This is a genomic window from Aliidongia sp. (assembly GCF_035943795.1).
In the GTDB taxonomy this organism is placed as follows: Bacteria; Pseudomonadota; Alphaproteobacteria; order ATCC43930; family CGMCC-115725; genus Aliidongia.
Genome location: NZ_DASZBY010000021.1, coordinates 24,036 through 42,984, shown reverse-complemented (window position 1 = coordinate 42,984; position 18,949 = coordinate 24,036). Strand labels below are relative to the sequence as shown.

Here is an 18,949-nt window from a genome sequence, read left to right as displayed (position 1 = left end):
GACCGAGGTGTGGACCGCGACCAACGACCAGGATCGGCGCCTGGCCGAGAACAACCATCGCGGCATCCGCTCGTCGGCCTACCGGCCCGGCCCGTTCGCGCCGTCGGAATTCATGCTGAAGAATTTTTCCGACTGGTATGCGGGCAAGCTCGAGCGCTATTGCGCCGGCCCGACGCCCCGGCTCGCGGCGGCGGAATGACGGTGCCGCCGGAAACGGGCCGGATCGCGCTGACCTGCCGGGCGATCCGCGAGGAGACCGCCGCGATCAAGACCTTCGTGTTCGAACCGTCGCAGCCGATGGCTCACGAGGCGGGGCAGGCGCTGGCCTTGTCACTGTCGGTCGATGGCACGCCGCTGACGCGAACCTTCTCGATCTCCTCGGCGCCGGAAGACGGCGGTCTTATCGAGGTGACGGTGAAGGCCCATGCCCAAGGCATCGCCGGACCCTGGCTGCATCGCAACCTCGCCGTCGGGCACCGGATCGAGGCACGCCGGCCGTTCGGCCGGTTCACCCTGGCTCGGCGGCGGCCCGATGCCCCGCTGGCGCTGATCTCGGCCGGATCGGGTGCCACGCCCTTGATGTCGATGCTGCGCCAGCTCGCCCGGACGACGCCCCGGGCGGACGTGACCTGGTTTCATACCGCCCGGGCGGCATCGGAGATCCTGTTCGCCGCCGAACTCGTGCGCCTGCAGGAAAGCATGCCCAACCTTCGGGTCGCGGTGACCTTGACCGTACCGGGCGCCGGCTGGTTCGGCTATCGCGGTCGCGCGACCCGCCGGCTGCTGTCGGTCGCGGTGCCCGATCTCGCCCGCCGCGATACGTTCTGCTGCGGACCGCACGGGTTCATGGACGAGGTCAAGCTCATCTTCGCGGCGGAAGGTGGACCGCCCGACCATTTCCATACCGAGGCGTTCCGGCCGCGCAGCCAGCCATCGGCGGGCGAGCGGCTGCCGGCCCCGATGGCGGACGGACCCGAATTCGCCCTTAGGATCGGCGAGCGCGTGCTGGGCATGCATGCGGGCGAAACGATCCTCCAGGCGGCGCTGCGCCAGGGCGTCGTCATTCCGTGCGGTTGTGGCCAGGGGCTGTGCGGTACCTGCCGGATCAGGATGGTCGACGGCACCGTCGACCTGCGCCACCAGGGCGGCATCAGCGCAGAAGACGAGGCGGAAGGGTTCATCCTTGCCTGCTCGTCGCGTGCGCACTCCGACATCGCCATCAGCCTCGCCGACTGACTGTCGGCCGATCGGGATTCCGGGACATGAACAGGCAGCTTTCCCTTCACGCCGCGGCGCCAGCTCGTGTCGTGCGACCAATCGTCGGTCGCTAGCACGCAGGCTCCGTCGTGGCGGAAGCGCGGATCAGGCGAGCGCCCTGCCGAAGTTCCCAGGCGGCGTGGCGATGGCTGGCTTCGATCTCCGCCAATGCCTCCGTCTCGGTCCGGCAATGGGACAGGTCGAACCGGTCGGCGATGCCGCCGTCGCCATTCAGGATATACAATCTGAAATTGGGCATATTTACCCCATACGCTGCCGGCCTGTAGTCCGCACAAAGGTGTGGATCGAGAACCGGTTCTGCAATCCCTGGGTTTCAAAAGAGAGTTCGCTCGCCTCCTGGCGTCGTATCCCCTCGACAAACGAGGCTGGACCCACCGCACCGATCACGTAGATTGCGCTCATGGACCCAGTCTCGGGCGGCGCCAGCGTCGGGCCGGGCAGAGTTGGACAGCGTCGAACGAACCTGCGGCGCGGCATTTGCCGGAGACCGGAACATGGATGCAGACTCGCTCCGCGAGCTTGCCGAATCGATCAAGAATCCGCGGTTGCGCCGTCTGCTCGACGATTGGCTGAGGTGGCGCGGCGAACGGCTGATGCCCAGCCGGCGCGATTTTCTGCCCGAGGAGATTCGCTATCTCCTGGGAAACGTGATCCTGCACGAGGTCGCATCGCGGGACCCGCTGCGGTTCCGCTATCGCCTGATCGGCAGCCTGATCGTCGCCCGTCGGGGTTTCGATTTCACCGGCCGGTATCTGGACGAGCTGCCGTCGACCGACGTGCGCGACGTGGTCATGGCGATCAACGAGCGGGTGACCCGGGAGCGGCGTCCGCTGCTTTGGCGGTTCGAGATGAACGACCTCGATCATCGGATGCGGCATTGCGAGGTGCTGAGCCTGCCGCTGTCCGCCGACGGCGTCGACGTGAACATCATCCTGGCGGCGCAGGTCTTCAACGACGAGGAGCGAACCACCTGAGATGAAGTCGTTAATGCCACCCGTGCGCGAACCAACTTCGTCGCAGCGGTGTTTACAGGATCTCAGCCGTTGCTGAGGCTTCGGGACGCGACGCCCGGAGCAGCGTAGCCAGAGCGTCCGCCGGCACCAGCGCAGCCTCCTCCCCCGGGGCGGTGCCGGCGGGTCTCCGGCGATCGGTCACGGTCTGGTCGAGCGCCCATGCGCGATCCATCGTCCGGATGATCCCTCCGTGTGCTTCGCGGCGGCTTTCTGGCCGGAAAACCACAGCAACCCGGCGATCGAGGCCACGACCAGCGCGACGCCGACGATCATCGACACGGTCGGCCGCTCGCCGAGGACGGCCCAGCCCAGCAGGACGGCGATGATCGGGTTGACGAAGGTGTAGGTCGCAACGAGCGGCGGAGAGACCTGCCTCAGCAGCCAGACATAGGCGGCGAATGCGACGATCGTTCCCGCGAGCGTAAGATAGGCCCAGGCGAGCATGGAGGCCGGCGTGAGGTCGGCGAGCACGAGCGCATCCGGTTCCCCCGCCACGAAGCCGATGGCGATCAGCGCCAGGCCCCCCGCTACGAGTTCCATGCCGGACAGGGCGACGGGCGATGTCGCCTGAAGCCGTTCCGACAAGACGGTGCCCAGCGCCCAGGAGGCGGCCGCGCCGATCAACAGGGCGATATCGAGCGCCGACGGTCCTTCTCCAACCGATGACATCTGCTGCCACGCGATCAGGCCGACGCCGGCGATGCCGGGGATCAGCAGGGCCAAAACGCCTGCATGCGGGCGATCGTCGCCGGGCAGGACGAGTTTCAGCAGCACGATCCAGAACGGGATGGTCGCCAGCAGCACCGCCGCCATGCCCGACGGCACGCGTTCCTGCGCATAGGCGAGCACGCCGTGGCATCCGACGAAGAACAGGATCCCGCACCCCGTCGCGTACAGCCAGGTCCGGGCCGATGGCGCGAGACCGCCCGACAGCCGCGCGCAAGCATAAAGCACGAGCCCGCCCGCGACCGAACGGGTGCCCATCAGCAGAAAGGGCGGGATGGAGCGGAGCGCGATCGTGACGGCGAGATAGGTTGAGCCCCAGACGAGGTAGATGACGGCGAAGGCCGCCCAGATCATCATCTGCTTCCTTGAGGTCTTCGTTTGTCGACTCATATTATAACCCCTTATAGGGTTTCATACTGTCATCAAACCCAGGGAGGAGCGGCCGGTTCCATGAATGCGAGCGATACGCGGGAAGATCTCTGCATCCGCTTCGTCAACACGAAGGCCTGGCGGCTTCGGCAGCCGGGAGAGGAGCGGTTGGGGTCGCCCGGCGTGCTGCTCGGCTGGCTCGCGGCCAACGATCTGGCCGATCCGGTGCGGGAGGAGGACGGGTCGTCGGCGGCCGAGGCGCTCCATGTGACGGCCATCCGGCTCCGGGAATCGATCTACGAGATCTTTTATGCCCGCATCCAGGACCGGGAGGCCGCATCGGACGACCTGCGCTTCTTCACCGAGTTTCTCGCCCGGGCAGGCGCCGGCATGAGGCTGGAGCCGGGGCTGGCCGGGTTGCACTGGAGGCAGGGCCCGGGGCCGGCGGACCCGACCGGCCTGCTGTGGCCGGTCGCGCTGTCGGCGGCCGATCTGATGACCGGGCCGCGGGCGGCACGGGTCCGGCAGTGCCAGGACGATCGCGGCTGCGGCTGGCTGTTCGTCGATGAGAGCCGCGCGCAGAACCGGCGCTGGTGTTCCATGGGCGACTGCGGCAATCGCGCGAAGGCGCATCGCCACTACGACCGCATCAAGGCACAGAGGAAAGGATGAGGACGCTGGCCCATGCCTTCTCGACATGGCGCCGTGCCCGACTTGTCGATGGACAGTCGCGCGACCCCTGACGCAAGGTTTTGGGCAAAGGGCGACATCGATCAGATCGCCGGTGCCGAGGGGGAGGATGACGATGGCTCGAGGCTCTATCAGGCAACTGGTGCGCGGCGGCTTGGCGCTGGCGCTCGCCGCGACGGCGGGTGGCGTGGCCCTGGCGGCCGACGGGACGGCGTCGCCCTCGACCCGGACCCTGGATGTCGCCGGGTTGCACCAGCCGGCGGAGATCCTGATCGACAAATGGGGTGTGCCGCACATCTACGCGGCCAGCACCGACGACGCCTTCTTCGTGCAGGGTTTCAACGCGGCGCGCGACCGGCTGTTCCAGATCGACCTGTGGCGCCGGCGCGGTTTGGGCGAACTGGCCGCCGTGCTGGGCCCGAGCTATGTCGAGCAGGATCGCGCGGCGCGCCTGTTCCTGTATCGCGGCGACATGGGGCGCGAATGGGCGGCCTACGCCCCCGATGCCCGGCATATCGCGACGAAGTTCGTCGCCGGCATCAACGCCTATGTCGACTGGCTGGGCGCGCACCCGGCCGATCTGCCGCAGGAATTCCAGCTGCTGCACTATGCGCCGGCCAAATGGAAGCCGGAGGATGTGGTGCGGATCCGCAGCCACGGGCTGACGCGGAATCTGACGAGCGAGGTGGCGCGCGCCAACACCGTCTGCAAGACCGACCGGGAAAACGGACCGAAATTCGACGAGATCCGCTTCGGCCTGCAGCCGACCTGGCACACGTCGGTCCCCGACGGGCTCGATCCGTGCCTGCCCAAGGACGTGCTGAAGGTGTTCGCGCTCGCGACGGAGAACGTGCGCATCACCAAGGCGGCGATCACCGCCGGCCTGTCGATGCCGACCCGCGTCGCGTCGGACGATGATGGCGACGCCGCGGCAGAGACGTCCGAGGGCAGCAACAACTGGGTGATCGCGCCGTCGAAGTCGGCGACCGGCCGGCCCATTCTCGCCAACGATCCGCACCGCGCCTATTCGACGCCCAGCCTGCGCTACATCGCGCATCTCAATGCGCCGGGCATGGACATCATCGGCGCCGGCGAACCGTCGCTGCCGGGCATCTCGATCGGACACAACGGCACCATCGCCTTCGGCCTGACGATCTTCAACATCGACCAGGAAGATCTTTACGTCCACGAACTCGACCCCGCCGACGATCATCGCTACCGCTATCGCGACGGCTGGGAAAAGATGCGCGTCGTCCGCGAGGCGATCGCGGTCAAGGGCGCCGCCCCGGTGACGGCCGAACTGCTGTTCACCCGCGACGGGCCCGTGATCTACACCGATGCCGGGAAGCATCGCAGCTACGTCGTGCGATCGGGCTGGTTCGAACCCGGCATGTCGCCCTATTTCGGCAGCATCTCGTACATGCGCGCCCGGAATTTCACCGAGTTCCGCAAGGCGATGCTGCATTGGGGCGCACCGACCGAGAATCAGGTCTATGCCGACGTCAAGGGCAACATCGGCTGGATCCCCGGCGGGCTCGCACCGATCCGGCCCAACTGGGACGGGCTGATGCCGGTTCCGGGCGACGGGCGCTACGAATGGGCCGGGTTCTGGTCGGGCGACAAGCTGCCCTCGGCCTATAATCCGCCGAGCGGCTATGTCACGACCTCGAACGAGATGAACCTGCCGGCGGACTATCCCTATCGCGAGCGCAAGCTGGGTTTCGAATGGACCAACGGGTCGCGTCATGCCCGGCTCGACGAGTTGATCCGGTCGAAAGACAAGGTCTCGGTCGAGGATTCGGAGCATTTCCAGAACGATATCGTGTCGATCCCGGCGCGGCGGCTGATGACGCTGCTGGCGCCGCTCTCGTCGGACGACGCCAAGACGCAGGCCGCCCTCGACCTGCTGCACGGCTGGAACGGCGAAGAAGGTGCGGCCTCGCCCCAGGCGGCGCTGTTCGAGGTCTGGACGACCCGGCACCTGGGCGATGAATTCAAGCGCGCGGCCCTGCCGGAGAATGCCGTTGGTGCCATGGGCGCGCCCGATATCGCGGTCGTGCTCGACACGCTCGAACGGCCGCAGGTGCTGCTGGCCGCCGGTGCCGGCGGCACCGTCGAGGCCCGGCGCGACCATGTGCTGCTGTCCAGCCTCGGCGCTGCCTATGCCGAGATGGAGAAGCTCCAGGGCGGCGACGCGAAGGCCTGGCAATGGGGGAAATTGCAAACTTCCCTGCCCGAGCATCCCCTCATGGAGGCGGTCGACGGCGCCTTGCGGGCGAAGCTGCAGCCGGACGCGATGGCGAAGCAGGGCGGCCCCTATACGCCGAACCAGTCGACCTATCGGACGAGCGACTTCCGGCAGACCAACGGCCCGTCGTTCCGCATGGTGCTGGACGTGGGCAACTGGGACGAATCGCGGGCGGTCAACTATCCGGGGCAATCCGGCAATCCCGACGACCCGCACTATGCCGACCTGCGCCGGATGTGGCTCGACGGCACGTATTTTCCGCTGCTCTACAGCCGCAAGGCGATCGAGGCCGCGGCCGAGACGAGAATTCTGCTGAAGCCGGCGAAATAGCGCCGGCTTCGCGTGACCGGCATTGAAAGGCGGCGTGATCGGCGGATTGATGGCTTGAACCGGCACTCTGCTGAAATCCGCCCTGCGAATCGTCGGGTGGTCCGTTTCCGCGCAACGAAATCACCGGCACGCTTGAGTGAATAAAAGGAAGAATCGGGAGGCTCGCCGGCACGATGGCTCAACGAATATTGGTCGCCGAGTTCATGCACGAGACAAACACGTTCAGTGTTCAGCTCACGGATGAAGAGGCCTTTCGTCATTCCAGTTGCTTCGTCGGCGAGGATGTCCGCACCGCGTTTCGCGGCACCCGTACCTCGATGGGGGCCGCGTTCGAGGCGGCCGACGAGTTCGGCTGGGACCTGGTCCATCCGCTGGCTACCCACGCCAACCCATCCGGCCGGGTCACGGATGCGGCGTTCGAGACCTTCGCCGCGATGATGCTCGGTGCGACCGACGGACTGGACGGCGTGCTGCTGCACCTGCACGGCGCCATGGCGACCGAGAGCAGCGACGACGGCGAGGGCGAATTGCTGGCCCGGCTGCGCCAGAGGCTCGGTCCCGACGTGCCGATCGTCGTGGTGCTCGATCTGCATGCCACGGTCACCGACGCAATGGCGAGCAACGCCAACGCCCTGATCTCCTATCGCACCTATCCGCATATCGACCAGTACGAACGGACCCGGCAGGCGGCGGCATTGCTGAAAAGGGCCATGGCGGAGCCGGTGAAACCCTCAGTGGCCCTGGCGCGCCGGCCGATCCTCTATGCGCTCGATGGCGGCCGTACGACTTCGCCGCCGGTCCAGGAACTGCTGCGCCGGGCCGACGAGATCGAGGCGGCGGGCCGCGCGCTCGTGGTCAGCATCCAGGCCGGATTCTCGTCGGCCGACGTCGAGGACATCGGCCCCTCGGTCGCGGTGACCGGCTACGACCGCGCCGCCGCCCAGGCGATCGCCGAGGAGCTGATGGATTATGTCTGGGATCAGCGGAAATTTTCCTCGATCCATTTCACGCCGCTGGCCGACGCCATCGCCCAGGCGCGGAACGGGCAGGACGGCGCCGCCAAGCCGCTGATCATCGCCGACTATTCGGACAATCCTGGATCAGGGGCCTATGGCGACGCCACCGTGCTGCTGAAGGCGGTGCTCGACGCCGATCTGCAGAACGTCGGCTTCCACGCCATCTGCGACGGCGAGGCGGCGGCGCAAGCCCAGGCGGCCGGCGTCGGCAACGACGTGACCTTGCGGCTGGGCGGCAAAGTCGATCCGGCCATGGGCGGCGGTCCGCTCGAGATCACCGCACGGGTGGTCGCCATCACGGACGGCCGCTTCATCGCCCATGGCCCGATGGGCGGCGGCGCGTGGCGCAACTATGGGCTCAGCGTGCTGCTGCGGGTGCGCGGCGTCGAGATCATCGTCATCAGCCACAATGGCCAGGCGACCGATCTCGCGCAGTTCACCTCGCTAGGCCTGGATCCGACCCGGAAAGCGACCCTCATCGTCAAATCCATGCAGCATTTCCGCGCCGCCTTCCAGCCGATCGCCCGTGACGTGCTCGAGGTCGATACCGGCGCGCTATCGACCCGCAATTTCAGGGAGCGACCGTATCGCCATGTCCGGCGGCCGATCTGGCCGCTCGACGACATCTAGCGGCGACCATGGTCCTCCATCGCCGCCCTCCATCCGGATGAAAACATGAACGAGATATCGAACGGACCGCAGCGTTCCGCCCTGCCTTACGCGGACATCGTGCTGCGGAACGGCCCGATCTGGTGTGGGCGCGAGGCGGGCGTGGTCGAGGCGCTGGCGGTGTGGCGCGGCCTCGTGCTGGCGGCAGGTCGCGACCAGGACGTAGCGGGCCTGATCGGTCCCGCGACGACTGTGATCGATCTCGCCGGCCGTCTGGCGACGCCCGGTCTCAACGATTCCCATCTCCACCTGATCTCGACCGGCCTGATGATGGATTGGGTCGACGCCAAACCCGCGACCGCGCCGACCCTGGAGGCGCTGCTGGCGGCGATCGGGGCCCGGGCCCGGACGGTGCCGCCTGGGGAATGGATCCTGGCCCGCGGCTACGACCAGACGAAACTGGACGTCGGCCGCCACCCCTATCGCGAAGAACTGGACCGGGTGGCACCGGACCATCCGGTGATGCTGTCGCGGACCTGCGGCCATATCACGATCTGCAATTCGCGCGCCTTGGCGCTCGCCGGCATCACCGAGACGTCGGAGGCTCCGCCGGGCGGCCTGATCGAGCAGCGGGACGGTCGGCTGACCGGGCTGCTGGCGGAAAACGCGCGCGGGCCACTGCAGGCCGCGATGCCGCCGCCCAGCGAGGACCAGGTCGTCGCCGCGATCGAGCGGGGCGGGCGGCACCTGCTGTCGCTCGGCATCACCAGTTGCATGGATGCCGCCGTCGGCTATGTCTGCGGCTTCGGCGAGATCGCGGCCTACCAGCGCGCCAAGCGCGAGGGGCGGCTGCCGGTCCGCACCTGGCTCACCCTGCTGGGCGACGAGCACCGGTCGATCGTGCCGCAGTGCCATGCCGCGGGCCTCGTGTCGGGCAGCGGCGACGACATGTTGACGATCGGCGCCGTGAAGCTGTTCCTCGACGGCTCGGCGGGCGGTCGCACCGCCTGGATGTCGCGACCCTATCTGGGCGAGGACGGCACGACCGGCGTGCAGATGATGGCCGATGCCGACGTGAACCGTCTCGTCATGGATGCCCACCTCAAGGGCTACCAACTGGCCTGCCATGCGATCGGCGATGCCGCGATCGAGCAATTGATCACGGCCTATGAGAAGGCGCTGGCCGTGGCACCCGATCCCGACCGGCGCCATCGCATCGAGCATTGCGGTTTCTCGACCGCCGCGCAGCACGAACGCATGGTCGCGGCCGGGATTTACCCCTGCCCGCAGCAGGTGTTCGTCCATGATTTCGGCGACGCCTACGTCTCGGTGCTCGGACCGGACCGGGCGCTCGGCAGCTACCCGTTCAGGACCTGGTTCGACCTGGGGCTGAAGCCGGCAACGGGCAGTGATTCGCCGGTCTGCGAACCCAATCCTTTCCCGAATTTCCATGCGATGCTGACCCGCGAGACCTGGCGTGGCACGGTGATGAACGCTGGCGAGCGCGTGTCGATCGAGCAGGCGCTGCAGGCCTATACCGAGTTCGGCGCCTTCTCGCAGAAGATGGAAAGGATCAAGGGCAAGCTGCTGCCGGGTTTCCTCGCGGATATCGCTGTGTTCTCGCGCGACCTGCTGACCGCGCGGGCCGACGAAATTCTGCACGACACGCGCTGCGATCTGACGATCCTCGGCGGCAAACTCGTCTATGATCGCGCCGGGGATGCGGCCGAAGCAAAGCAACGCGAAGGCGCCGAGGTTCAATAGCAAATATCGCCCGAGCCACGGGCGGCGGCGACAAAAAGATGGGGGAGGGAGTTCGCATGTTCGGGAAATTCATGACGACCGCCGGGTTGGCGGTTTTTCTGGCCGTTTCGGCCCAGGCCCAGACGGAGACGCCGCGCAACGGCGGCACCATCCGGTTTACCGCACCCTATGGATCGAGCTTCGCCAACCTCGACATCCTGACCTCCAACCGGGCGCAGGACGAGATCTACGCCAAAGCGTTGCACCGCTCGCTCTATAATTGGGACGCGGTCAACAAAAAACTGGTGCTCGAGTTGGCGACCAGCGTGAGCGTATCCGACGACGGGCTGACTTATACCTACAAGCTGCGCAACGACGCCTATTTCCACAACGGCCAGAAGATGACGGCGGACGACATCATCTGGACCTACAACCACATCATGGATGGCGCCAAGGCCTATCCAGGCGCGCGCTTCATTCGGCTGATCAAGGGAGCCGTCGAGGTCGAGAAGGGCCAGGCCAAGGAAATTTCCGGCCTGAAGAAGATCGACGACTTCACTCTGCAGATGACGCTGACCGAGCGGGTCGAGCCCGGCTATTATTTCTTCGCCGCCACGACATCGATCTACCCGGCGAGCGAAGCCGTGAAGGCAGACTTTGCCAGCCACCCGATCGGCCTCGGCCCGTACAAGCTCGCGGAATACGTCCCGGGTTCCCGCCTCGTCGCCGAACGGTGGGACAAGTTCTATCAGCCGGGCAAGCCCCATGCCGATCGCGTGGTGATTTCGCTGATGGGCGAGGCGTCCGCGCGCGATGTCGCCTTCCGCAACAAGGAGATCGACGTCTCGATCCTCGAGCCGGCGCAATATGTCGCCTACAAGGCCGACCCCGTACTGTCGAAGGGCCTGCTCGAGGTCGCTGAGTTCTATACCCGCGTCATGGGCCTGAACCCGACCTTCAAGCCCTTTGCGGACAAGCGGGTGCGCCAGGCGATCAACTACGCCATCGATACCGACCTGATCATCAAGCGCCTGATCAAGGACAAGGCCTATCCGGCGACGAGCTGGCTGCCGACCTCGTCGGCGGCCTACGATCCCGCCCTGAAGCCTTATCCGTACGATCCCGAAAAGGCGAAGAAGCTGCTGACGGAGGCCGGCTATCCGGACGGCTTCGAATTCGAATGGACAGCGACCTCGAACGCGAGCTGGGGCGTTCCGATCGTGGAAGCGACCATCCCGATGCTGGCCAAGGTCGGCATCAAGGTGAAGATCAAGCCGGTCGAGGGCACGGTGCTGTCCGAGGTCGTGCGCAAGGGCGACTACCAGGCCTTCCTCTGGTCGCTGCAGACCGGGCCCGACCCGCTCAGCACCCTGAAATGCTTCAGCTCCGCCACGCCGCAATCGGCCTGCAACTACATGCTCTACAAGAACCAGCAGGTCGATGCGCTGCTCGACGAGGCGGTCGCGACGCGCGATCCGGCAAAGCAGATCGACGCGCTGAAGAAGGTCGATGCCATCATCTACGACGACGCACCGGTCTGGTTCTTCAACTACAACAAGGCGGTCCTGGCCTATCAGCCCTGGATCCATGGCCTGCAACCGAACGCCAACGAACTCGCCGTCCAGAACTACGAGGACATCTGGGTGGACGCTTCGTCGCCTGTGGCGAAATAGCCGGGTCTCCCATCCGATTTGAACCGACGGTCCGCAGGCAATCGCGGACCGTCCGAAACCGAGGCCGGCATGCTCCCTTTCGTCGTGAAGCGCCTGCTGCAGACGGCGCCGATCCTGCTGGCGGTGGCATTGCTGATCTTCGTGCTGTTCAGCGTGATCCCCGGCACTTTTGCGTCGAGCATGAGCGACGACGGGCATAGCGTGCTCGACACCCAGGTCATGGAGCGGATGAACCACGAGCTGGGGCTCGACGATCCGGTCCAGGTCCGCTTCGCCAAATATGTCGGCCAATTGGCCCGGCTGGATCTGGGCACGTCGTTCCGCAGCCGCCAGCCGGTCGCGACCGTGCTGGCGGAGCGGATGTGGCCGACCCTGAAGCTCGCCTTCACCGCGATGGTGTTCGCGATCCTGCTGGGCGTGCCGCTGGGTTTCCTCGCCGCATTGAAGCCCGGCAGCCTGCTCGACACGGCGTCGATGGTCCTCGCCATCTCCGGCCTGTCGCTGCCGCAGTTCTGGCTGGGCCTGCTATTGATGTACCTGTTCGCACTGTCGCTCGGCTGGCTGCCCAGCTTCGGCTACGGCGACGGCGGTTTCAGAAATCTCGTGCTGCCTTCCGTCGCTTTGGGCGTGGCGCCCATGGCGCTGCTGGCGCGGACGACGCGTGCCGCCGTGCTGGAGATCATGAACGCGGATTTCGTCCGCACCGCCCGCTCGAAGGGCATGAGCGAGGGCCGGGTCGTGCGCTGGCACCTGACGCGCAACGCGCTGGTGATCGTGCTGACGACGATCGGGCTGCAGTTCGGGTCGGTCATTGGCCAGGCCGTCGTGGTCGAGAAACTGTTTTCATGGCCGGGGCTGGGCTCGCTGCTGGTCGACAGCGTCTCGCTGCGCGACATCCCGGTGGTTCAGGGCTGCATCCTGTTCATCGTGCTGTTCTTCCTCCTGATCAACATGCTGGTCGATGTCCTGTGCGCGGTCATCGATCCGCGCATCAAATACAGCTAGGGCACCGATGAAAGTCAGGACCAACCTGTTGATCGGCGGCACCTTGTTCGCGCTGGTGGTCGCGGCCGGCGTGCTGGCGCCGTGGCTGGCCCATACCGACCCGATCATGGACGCCAACCTGATGAATGCCGAACTGCCGCCAGACCACGAGTTCTGGTTCGGCACCGACGGGCAGGGCCGGGACATCTACAGCCGGGTGCTGCACGGCGCCCGGATCTCGCTCACGGTCGGCATTGTCTCGCAGCTGATCAACAGCGTGATCGGCGTCTGCCTGGGCCTGTCGGCCGGATATTGGGGCGGCTGGTGGGACGATGTCGTCAACGGGCTGACGAACCTCATGCTCGCCGTTCCCTCGCTCGTCTTCGCGCTGGCGATCATGGCGATCCTCAGTCCCGGCCTCACCAGCCTGCTGATCGCGCTCGGCCTGACCAACTGGTCCTACACCTGCCGCCTGTCGCGCGCCTCCACCCTGTCGCTGAAGAGCCTCGGCTATGTCCAGGCGGCCAAGATGCTGGGCTATGGCGACGTGCGGATCATGGCGACGCAGATCTTGCCCAATATCCTGGGTCCGATCATCGTCATCGGCACGCTGGGCATGGGCGGCGCGGTGCTGGCCGAAGCCTCGCTGTCGTTCCTCGGCCTCGGCATCCGGCCCCCGTCGCCCAGCTGGGGCAGCATGCTGTCGGATGCCCGCGACCAGATCACGACCGCGCCGTGGATCTCGATCTTTCCGGGCCTGGCGATCTTCACCACCGTGCTGGGGCTCAATCTGCTGGGCGACGGGCTGCGCGACATCCTCGACCCGCAATCGCGGGCGCGGCGGGCATGACCGGCGACGCGCTGCTCACGGTCGACCGGCTGCGGATCGACCTCGCATTCGGCGGGACGAGGTACCCGGCGGTGAAGGACGTGTCCTTCACCATCGGCGCGGGCGAGACCCTGGGCCTTGTCGGTGAATCGGGTTGCGGCAAGAGCATCACCGCCCTGGCGCTGATCGGCCTCTTGCGCCGGCCGCTCGGCATCGGCGGCGGCCGCATCCTGTTCAAGGGCCGGGAAATCCAGAACCTGCCGGAAGCCGAGATGCGCAAGCTCCGGGGCAACCGGATCTCGATGATCTTCCAGGAGCCGATGACGGCACTCAACCCGCTCTCGCCGATCGGGCGGCAGATCGCCGAGATGTTCGTGTTGCACCAGGGCGCCACCTGGCACGAGGCGGAGCGCCGGGCCGTCGACGCGCTGGCGAGCGTGCGGGTGCCGGCGCCCGACCGGCGGGTCAAGGACTATCCCCACCAATTGTCGGGCGGCATGCGTCAGCGGGTCATGATCGCGATCGCGCTGGCGTGCGATCCGGACCTGCTGCTGGCCGACGAGCCGACCACGGCACTCGACGTCACGGTCCAGGCCGAGATCCTGGAGCTGATCCGCGAACGGTCGGCGGCGCAGGGCACGGCCGTGCTGATGATCAGCCACGACCTGGGCCTGATCGCCAACATGTGCGCCCGCGTCGGCGTCATGTATGCCGGCCGCCTGGTCGAGCAGCGCGCGGCCGAGGAGGTGTTCCGCTCGCCCAGCCATCCCTACACCAGTGGCCTCGTCGCCTCCCTGCCGCTGCTGGGCGCGCGGGCGCGAGACGGTCAACATCGGCTGAAGGAAATTCCCGGAGTCGTGCCGGCGGTCACCGCTTTTCCCGCCGGCTGCCGTTTCAATCCGCGCTGTCAGGCCCGGACCGAAATCTGCGTCGAGGTCGATCCCGAGGAAACGCCGCTGCCCCACGGCGGCCTGGTCCGGTGCCACCATCATGGCTGACGCCGCCGCCGGACCGCTGTTGCGCGTTGAGGACCTCGCCGTGCATTTCCCGCTGGGCGGCGGTCTGCTCGGCGGCAGGAAGCGCATCATCCATGCGGTGGACGGCGTCGACCTGGAGCTGCGCAAGGGCGAGTGCCTGGGCCTGGTCGGCGAATCCGGCTGCGGCAAGTCCTCATTGGCGCTCTCGATCGTGGGATTGCAGGCGCCGACGCGGGGTCGGATCCTGCTCGACGGCAAGGACGTCAACGGACCGGGCCTCGGCCGGCTCGATCGCGCCCGCTTCGTGCAGATGGTGTTCCAGGATCCTTATTCGTCGCTCAACCCGCGCCAGACCGTGCAGCGGACCCTGGAGGCGCCGCTTCGCCTGCACGGCATGACCGACCGGGCGGAACGGGAAGCGCGGATCGCCGAAATCCTGCGCCACGTCGGACTGCGGCCGGAACAGGCCCAGCGCTATCCCCACGAATTCTCCGGCGGACAGCGCCAGCGCGTCGGCATCGCCCGGGCGCTGATCCTGAAACCGCGGATCATCGTGCTCGACGAACCGGTCTCGGCGTTGGACGTCTCGATCCGCGCGCAGATCATCAACCTGCTGCTGGAACTCAAGGACACGCTCGACCTGTCCTACATCATGATCAGCCACGACCTGGGCGTGGTCGAACACATGAGCGACCGCGTGGCGGTGATGTACCTCGGACGCATCGTCGAGACCGGCGGCTGGCATCGGATCTTCACGGCGCCGCGCCACCCTTATACGCGTGCGCTGATCGCGGCCATTCCGGATCCGTTCGGCGCCACGCGCGGGGCGAAGATCACGGGCGACCTGCCCAATCCGCTGGAGCCGCCGAGCGGTTGCCATTTCCATCCGCGCTGCCCGGAAATGCGCGACGTCTGCCGGCAGCCGGTCGTGCCGCCGCTGGACGAGATCGATCCGGGCCACCGGGTCCGCTGCGTCAGGACGGGGGAACTCGCCGTCGAAAGGACAGTGCCATGAGCGATCCCCAGTCCGTTGCCGACCCCGACGCCTTCGACGGCGCGCTGGAAAGCGTATGTTTCACCGGTTTGGCGCCGGGTCCGAAGCTGCTGGTGCTGGGCGCGGTCCACGGCAACGAAACCTGCGGCCCGCAGGCGATCCGGCGCGCCATCGCCGATTGCCGCGCCGGCCGGCTGCGCATCGGACGGGGCGCGGTGACCTTCGTGCCCGTCGCCAATCCCAAGGCCTATCGCCAGGGCACGCGCGAGGGCGACCGCAACCTGAACCGAGACCTTCACGACAAGCCGGTCCCGCTCGATTACGAAGACCGGGTCGGCAACCGGCTCTGCGCCCTGCTGCGCGACCATGATGCGCTGCTCGACATCCATTCGTTCCGCAGCCAGGGCGAGCCGTTCGTGTTCTTCGGACCGGAGGACAATGCCGGCGATCTGGAGCCCTTCCGCCAGGCCGCGGCGGAGGGCGCCTTCGCGGCGTGCCTGGGCGCCCCCACGCTCATCCATGGCTGGCTCGACAATTATGCACGCCTGATTTCGGCGCGCGAACGGCTCGGCCTGCCGGAACTCTCGCCATCCGAAGGGCATGGCACGACGGAATACATGCGCTTCTGCGGTGGCTATGGCGTCACGCTCGAATGCGGCAATCACGAGGACCCCGCGGCGATCGAGGTCGGCCATGGCGCGATCCTCAATGCCCTGGCGCATCTGGGTATCAGTGGCTCGGCGCCGCCCTCGCGCCAGGCAAGGCAGGTGATCCGCATCGTCGATCTCGTGATCTGCGAGCAGGATGGCGACCGGCTGGAAGGCAGCTGGAAAACCGGCGACGCCGTCGCCGCCGGCCAGCCGATCGCAAGGCGCGCGTCGGGCGACGCCGTCACGGCGCCCTCCCCCGGCTTCATCATCTTCCCCAGCAGCAGTGCCAAGCGCGGCGACGGCATCTGCTATTTCGGGGTCGCGAGCGACCGCACCCTATAGGGCGGCCGCATCGTCCTCAGGCGTCGACCTCGCTGCCGTCCTGCGACCAGCGGGTATGGAACGAGCCGTCCTTGTCGGTCCGGCGATAGGTGTGGGCACCGAAATAATCCCGCAGACCCTGCAGCAGGTTGGCGGGGCCGCGTTCCCGGCGCAGCCCGTCGAAATAGGCGAGCGACGAGGCGAAGGCGGGAACCGCGATGCCGTTCTGTACCGCCGACACCACGACCTCCCGCCATGCCGGTTCGGCCTTGATCACGGCGTCGCGGAAATAGGGCTGCAGCAGCAGGCTGGGCGCATCGGGATGGGCCTCGTAGCCTTCGCGGATCCGGTCCAGGAAGGCCGCGCGGATGATGCAGCCGCCGCGCCAGATGGTGGCGATCAGGCCTGGATCCAGATCCCACTTATATTCCTTGGACGCGACCGCCAGCTGCTCGAAACCCTGGGCATAGGCCACGATCTTCGAGGCGTAGAGCGCGTCGCGGATCTTGTCGAGGTCGCCCGGCCCGGCCGTTTTCTTTTGGGTGCGATTGCCCTCGAACGCCTTGGCCGCCGCCGCGCGCTGGGCCGGTCGGCCGGAGAGTGCGCGGGCATAGACCGCCTCGGTGATCGCGGTGATCGGCACGCCCAGCTCCAGCGCCGATTGCGCGGTCCAGCGGCCCGTGCCCTTCTGCTCGGCCTCGTCGCGGATCCGATCGACCAGGGCTGCGGTACCTGACGGGTCCTGCTTGGCCAACACCGTCGCGGTGATCTCGATCAGGTAGGAGTCGAGGTCGCCGGTCTTCCAGCCCGCGAACACCCGGCCGATCTCGCCCGCCGACATGCCATAGACCGAACGCATCAGGTCATAGGCCTCGGCGATTAGCTGCATGTCGGCATATTCGATACCGTTATGGACCATCTTCACATAATGGCCGGCGCCGTCCGGTCCCATGTAGGCGCAGCAGGGCGTGCCATCGACGGTGATTGCCATCTTGGTCACCATGGGCCGGATCCGCTCCCAAGCCGCCTTCGCACCGCCCGGCATGATCGACGGACCCTCGAGCGCGCCTTCCTCGCCGCCCGAGACGCCCATGCCGACGAACAGCAGCTTCTTTTCGGCCAGCTCGCGCTCGCGGCGGCGGGTGTCGGAAAACAGCGCGTTGCCGGCGTCGATGATAATGTCGCCTTCTTCGAGATGCGGCACCAGTTCGGCGATCACATCGTCGGTCGGCTTGCCTGCCTTGACCATGATGATGATCGCGCGCGGCTTGGCCAGCGAGGCCACGAAATCCTCGATGGAATGGGACGGCACGAACGTGCCTTCGCCGCCATGCTCGCCGACCAGCCGGTCGGTCTTCTCAGGCGAGCGGTTGTGCACGGCGACGCGAAACCCCTTGCGGGCGGCGTTCCGGGCCAGGTTGGCGCCCATGACGGCGAGGCCGGTTACGCCCAGATCAGCAAGCTCTGCCATTTTTCTTCTCCGATGATTGCGCAGGCCGCGGCGGTCACGGTCAGACCGATCCCGCGGCTCCCAGGTTCTTGTCCCGGCGGTTCAGCCGGCCGATGAAAATTCGGGCTCCAGGGGGCGGACCTCGGTCCGGTGCCAGCCCTCGTCATGCTTCTGCCAATAGGCTGCTTTGAGTCTGCTTGAGATCGGTCCCGGCCGGTCGTTGCCCAGGATCGTCCGGCCGACGCGAGCGAACGGCATGACGCCGCCGGCTGTCGTGGCCGCGAAGGCCTCGTCGGCCTCCTCCAGCAGCGCGCGGGGGATCGGGCCGATGGATGCGTCCAGCCCCAACTCGGCGCAGAGTTCCAGCACCGAGCGCCGGGTGATGCCATGCAGGCTGCCGCGATCCGAGGTGATAAGCTTGCCGTCCTTGACGACGAACAGGTTGAACCCCGGGCCTTCCGTTACGAACCCCTCGGCATCGCACAGCACGACCGTGTCGAAACCATGGTCATGGGCCTCGAACAGACCGGTGGTGAGGTCGCTCCATTGATAGTTCTTCACGACCGGATCGACGGAGGCGTCCGGCACCCGCGGGGTCGAGCCGATCCATAGATGGGCACCGCGGTCCTGGACGTCCTTCGGGATGACGTCGATCCAGGAAATGGCATAGGCGACGAGGTGGTTGGCACAATCCTCCGGCCGGCGCGATCCGGCGATCCGTGGGCGGCCGCGCAGGGCCACCATCGCGACATAGGCGTCGGCGAGGCCGGACAATGCCACGCAGCGGTGCAGGATCGCCTCGATCGTCGCTCGGTCTTCGCCGGGATTCAACCGGCGCCGCGCCATCGAGTGCTGGAAGCGGTCGAGATGGTCGTCGAGCCGGAAGAAGCCGTTGCGGAAGACATGGACCACGTCATAGACCGCGTCGGAGCGGGTAAAGCCCCAGTCCGTCACCGGGATGGTGGCCTCGGCGATCGGCGCGAACCGACCGCCGACATAGGCGGCGCCACCGGCGAATTTCGACAGGTCCATGGCGGGCGCCTCACGGT

The 18,949-nt window shown here is 67.0% G+C and carries 17 protein-coding genes; 13 read left to right on the top strand and 4 right to left on the bottom strand.

Annotated elements, in window-relative coordinates; genetic code table 11:
- Together VGV37_RS03620 and VGV37_RS03615 are read left to right on the top strand one after the other, a co-directional pair.
- Positions 1 to 199 (top strand): SRPBCC family protein (locus tag VGV37_RS03620; RefSeq protein ID WP_326878251.1); only part of this gene is annotated, 199 nt, incomplete at its 5' end.
- A 2-nt stretch (positions 200 to 201) separates the two neighbouring features.
- Entirely contained in the window at positions 202 to 1,236 is a 1,035-nt protein-coding gene (locus VGV37_RS03615) for an iron-sulfur cluster-binding domain-containing protein (protein ID WP_326878250.1), read from the top strand.
- A gap of 91 nt (positions 1,237 to 1,327) precedes the next feature.
- Here the strand turns inward: VGV37_RS03615 and VGV37_RS03610 are convergent, their stop codons facing one another.
- The gene (locus VGV37_RS03610; RefSeq protein ID WP_326878249.1) at positions 1,328 to 1,516 is read right to left on the bottom strand and encodes a hypothetical protein; all 189 of its coding nucleotides are present in this window, start codon (positions 1,514 to 1,516) and stop codon (positions 1,328 to 1,330) included.
- Positions 1,517 to 1,772: 256 nt separating this feature from the next.
- Between VGV37_RS03610 and VGV37_RS03605 the strand changes: the two genes are divergently transcribed.
- Entirely contained in the window at positions 1,773 to 2,252 is a 480-nt protein-coding gene (locus VGV37_RS03605; protein WP_326878248.1) for a PAS domain-containing protein, read from the top strand.
- Positions 2,253 to 2,429: 177 nt separating this feature from the next.
- On the opposite strand, the gene VGV37_RS03600 is transcribed toward VGV37_RS03605, so the two are convergent.
- On the bottom strand, positions 2,430 to 3,374 hold the full coding sequence (locus VGV37_RS03600; protein WP_326878247.1) for an EamA family transporter: 945 nt from the start codon (positions 3,372 to 3,374) through the stop codon (positions 2,430 to 2,432).
- 93 nt (positions 3,375 to 3,467) lie between these two features.
- Between VGV37_RS03600 and VGV37_RS03595 the strand changes: the two genes are divergently transcribed.
- The 10 genes from VGV37_RS03595 (at position 3,468) to VGV37_RS03550 (ending at position 16,471) form a co-directional block, all read left to right on the top strand.
- Positions 3,468 to 4,058 carry a CGNR zinc finger domain-containing protein gene (locus tag VGV37_RS03595; protein ID WP_326878246.1) on the top strand — a complete coding sequence of 197 codons (591 nt, stop codon included), beginning with the start codon at positions 3,468 to 3,470 and terminating at the stop codon, positions 4,056 to 4,058.
- A gap of 133 nt (positions 4,059 to 4,191) precedes the next feature.
- A complete protein-coding gene (locus tag VGV37_RS03590) occupies positions 4,192 to 6,654 on the top strand; it encodes a penicillin acylase family protein (protein ID WP_326878245.1) in 2,463 nt (820 codons plus the stop codon).
- A gap of 173 nt (positions 6,655 to 6,827) precedes the next feature.
- Positions 6,828 to 8,300: a M81 family metallopeptidase gene (locus VGV37_RS03585; protein ID WP_326878244.1), complete on the top strand. Its 1,473-nt coding sequence runs from the start codon at positions 6,828 to 6,830 to the stop codon at positions 8,298 to 8,300.
- 45 nt (positions 8,301 to 8,345) lie between these two features.
- Entirely contained in the window at positions 8,346 to 10,043 is a 1,698-nt protein-coding gene (locus VGV37_RS03580; protein WP_326878243.1) for an amidohydrolase, read from the top strand.
- Between the two features lie 56 nt (positions 10,044 to 10,099).
- The gene (locus VGV37_RS03575; protein ID WP_326878242.1) at positions 10,100 to 11,695 is read left to right on the top strand and encodes an ABC transporter substrate-binding protein; all 1,596 of its coding nucleotides are present in this window, start codon (positions 10,100 to 10,102) and stop codon (positions 11,693 to 11,695) included.
- A gap of 69 nt (positions 11,696 to 11,764) precedes the next feature.
- Positions 11,765 to 12,700 (top strand): ABC transporter permease, encoded by a 936-nt coding sequence (locus tag VGV37_RS03570; RefSeq protein ID WP_326878241.1) that lies wholly within the window; start codon positions 11,765 to 11,767, stop codon positions 12,698 to 12,700.
- 7 nt (positions 12,701 to 12,707) lie between these two features.
- Positions 12,708 to 13,529 carry an ABC transporter permease gene (locus VGV37_RS03565; RefSeq protein ID WP_326878240.1) on the top strand — a complete coding sequence of 274 codons (822 nt, stop codon included), beginning with the start codon at positions 12,708 to 12,710 and terminating at the stop codon, positions 13,527 to 13,529.
- Positions 13,526 to 14,506, top strand: coding sequence for an ABC transporter ATP-binding protein (locus VGV37_RS03560; RefSeq protein ID WP_326878239.1), 981 nt, complete (start codon positions 13,526 to 13,528; stop codon positions 14,504 to 14,506). The genes VGV37_RS03565 and VGV37_RS03560 overlap by 4 nt, the downstream gene beginning before the upstream one ends.
- On the top strand, positions 14,499 to 15,500 hold the full coding sequence (locus tag VGV37_RS03555) for an oligopeptide/dipeptide ABC transporter ATP-binding protein (RefSeq protein ID WP_326878238.1): 1,002 nt from the start codon (positions 14,499 to 14,501) through the stop codon (positions 15,498 to 15,500). Before VGV37_RS03560 ends, VGV37_RS03555 begins: the two co-directional genes overlap by 8 nt.
- Complete coding sequence (locus tag VGV37_RS03550) at positions 15,497 to 16,471, top strand: succinylglutamate desuccinylase/aspartoacylase domain-containing protein (protein ID WP_326878237.1); 975 nt, start codon at positions 15,497 to 15,499, stop codon at positions 16,469 to 16,471. Before VGV37_RS03555 ends, VGV37_RS03550 begins: the two co-directional genes overlap by 4 nt.
- Before the next feature lie 16 nt (positions 16,472 to 16,487).
- Here the strand turns inward: VGV37_RS03550 and gndA are convergent, their stop codons facing one another.
- Together gndA and VGV37_RS03540 are read right to left on the bottom strand one after the other, a co-directional pair.
- On the bottom strand, positions 16,488 to 17,921 hold the full coding sequence (gene gndA, locus VGV37_RS03545; RefSeq protein WP_326878236.1) for an NADP-dependent phosphogluconate dehydrogenase: 1,434 nt from the start codon (positions 17,919 to 17,921) through the stop codon (positions 16,488 to 16,490).
- 81 nt (positions 17,922 to 18,002) lie between these two features.
- Complete coding sequence (locus VGV37_RS03540) at positions 18,003 to 18,932, bottom strand: aminotransferase class IV (RefSeq protein ID WP_326878235.1); 930 nt, start codon at positions 18,930 to 18,932, stop codon at positions 18,003 to 18,005.
- Between the last annotated feature and the right edge of the window lie 17 nt (positions 18,933 to 18,949).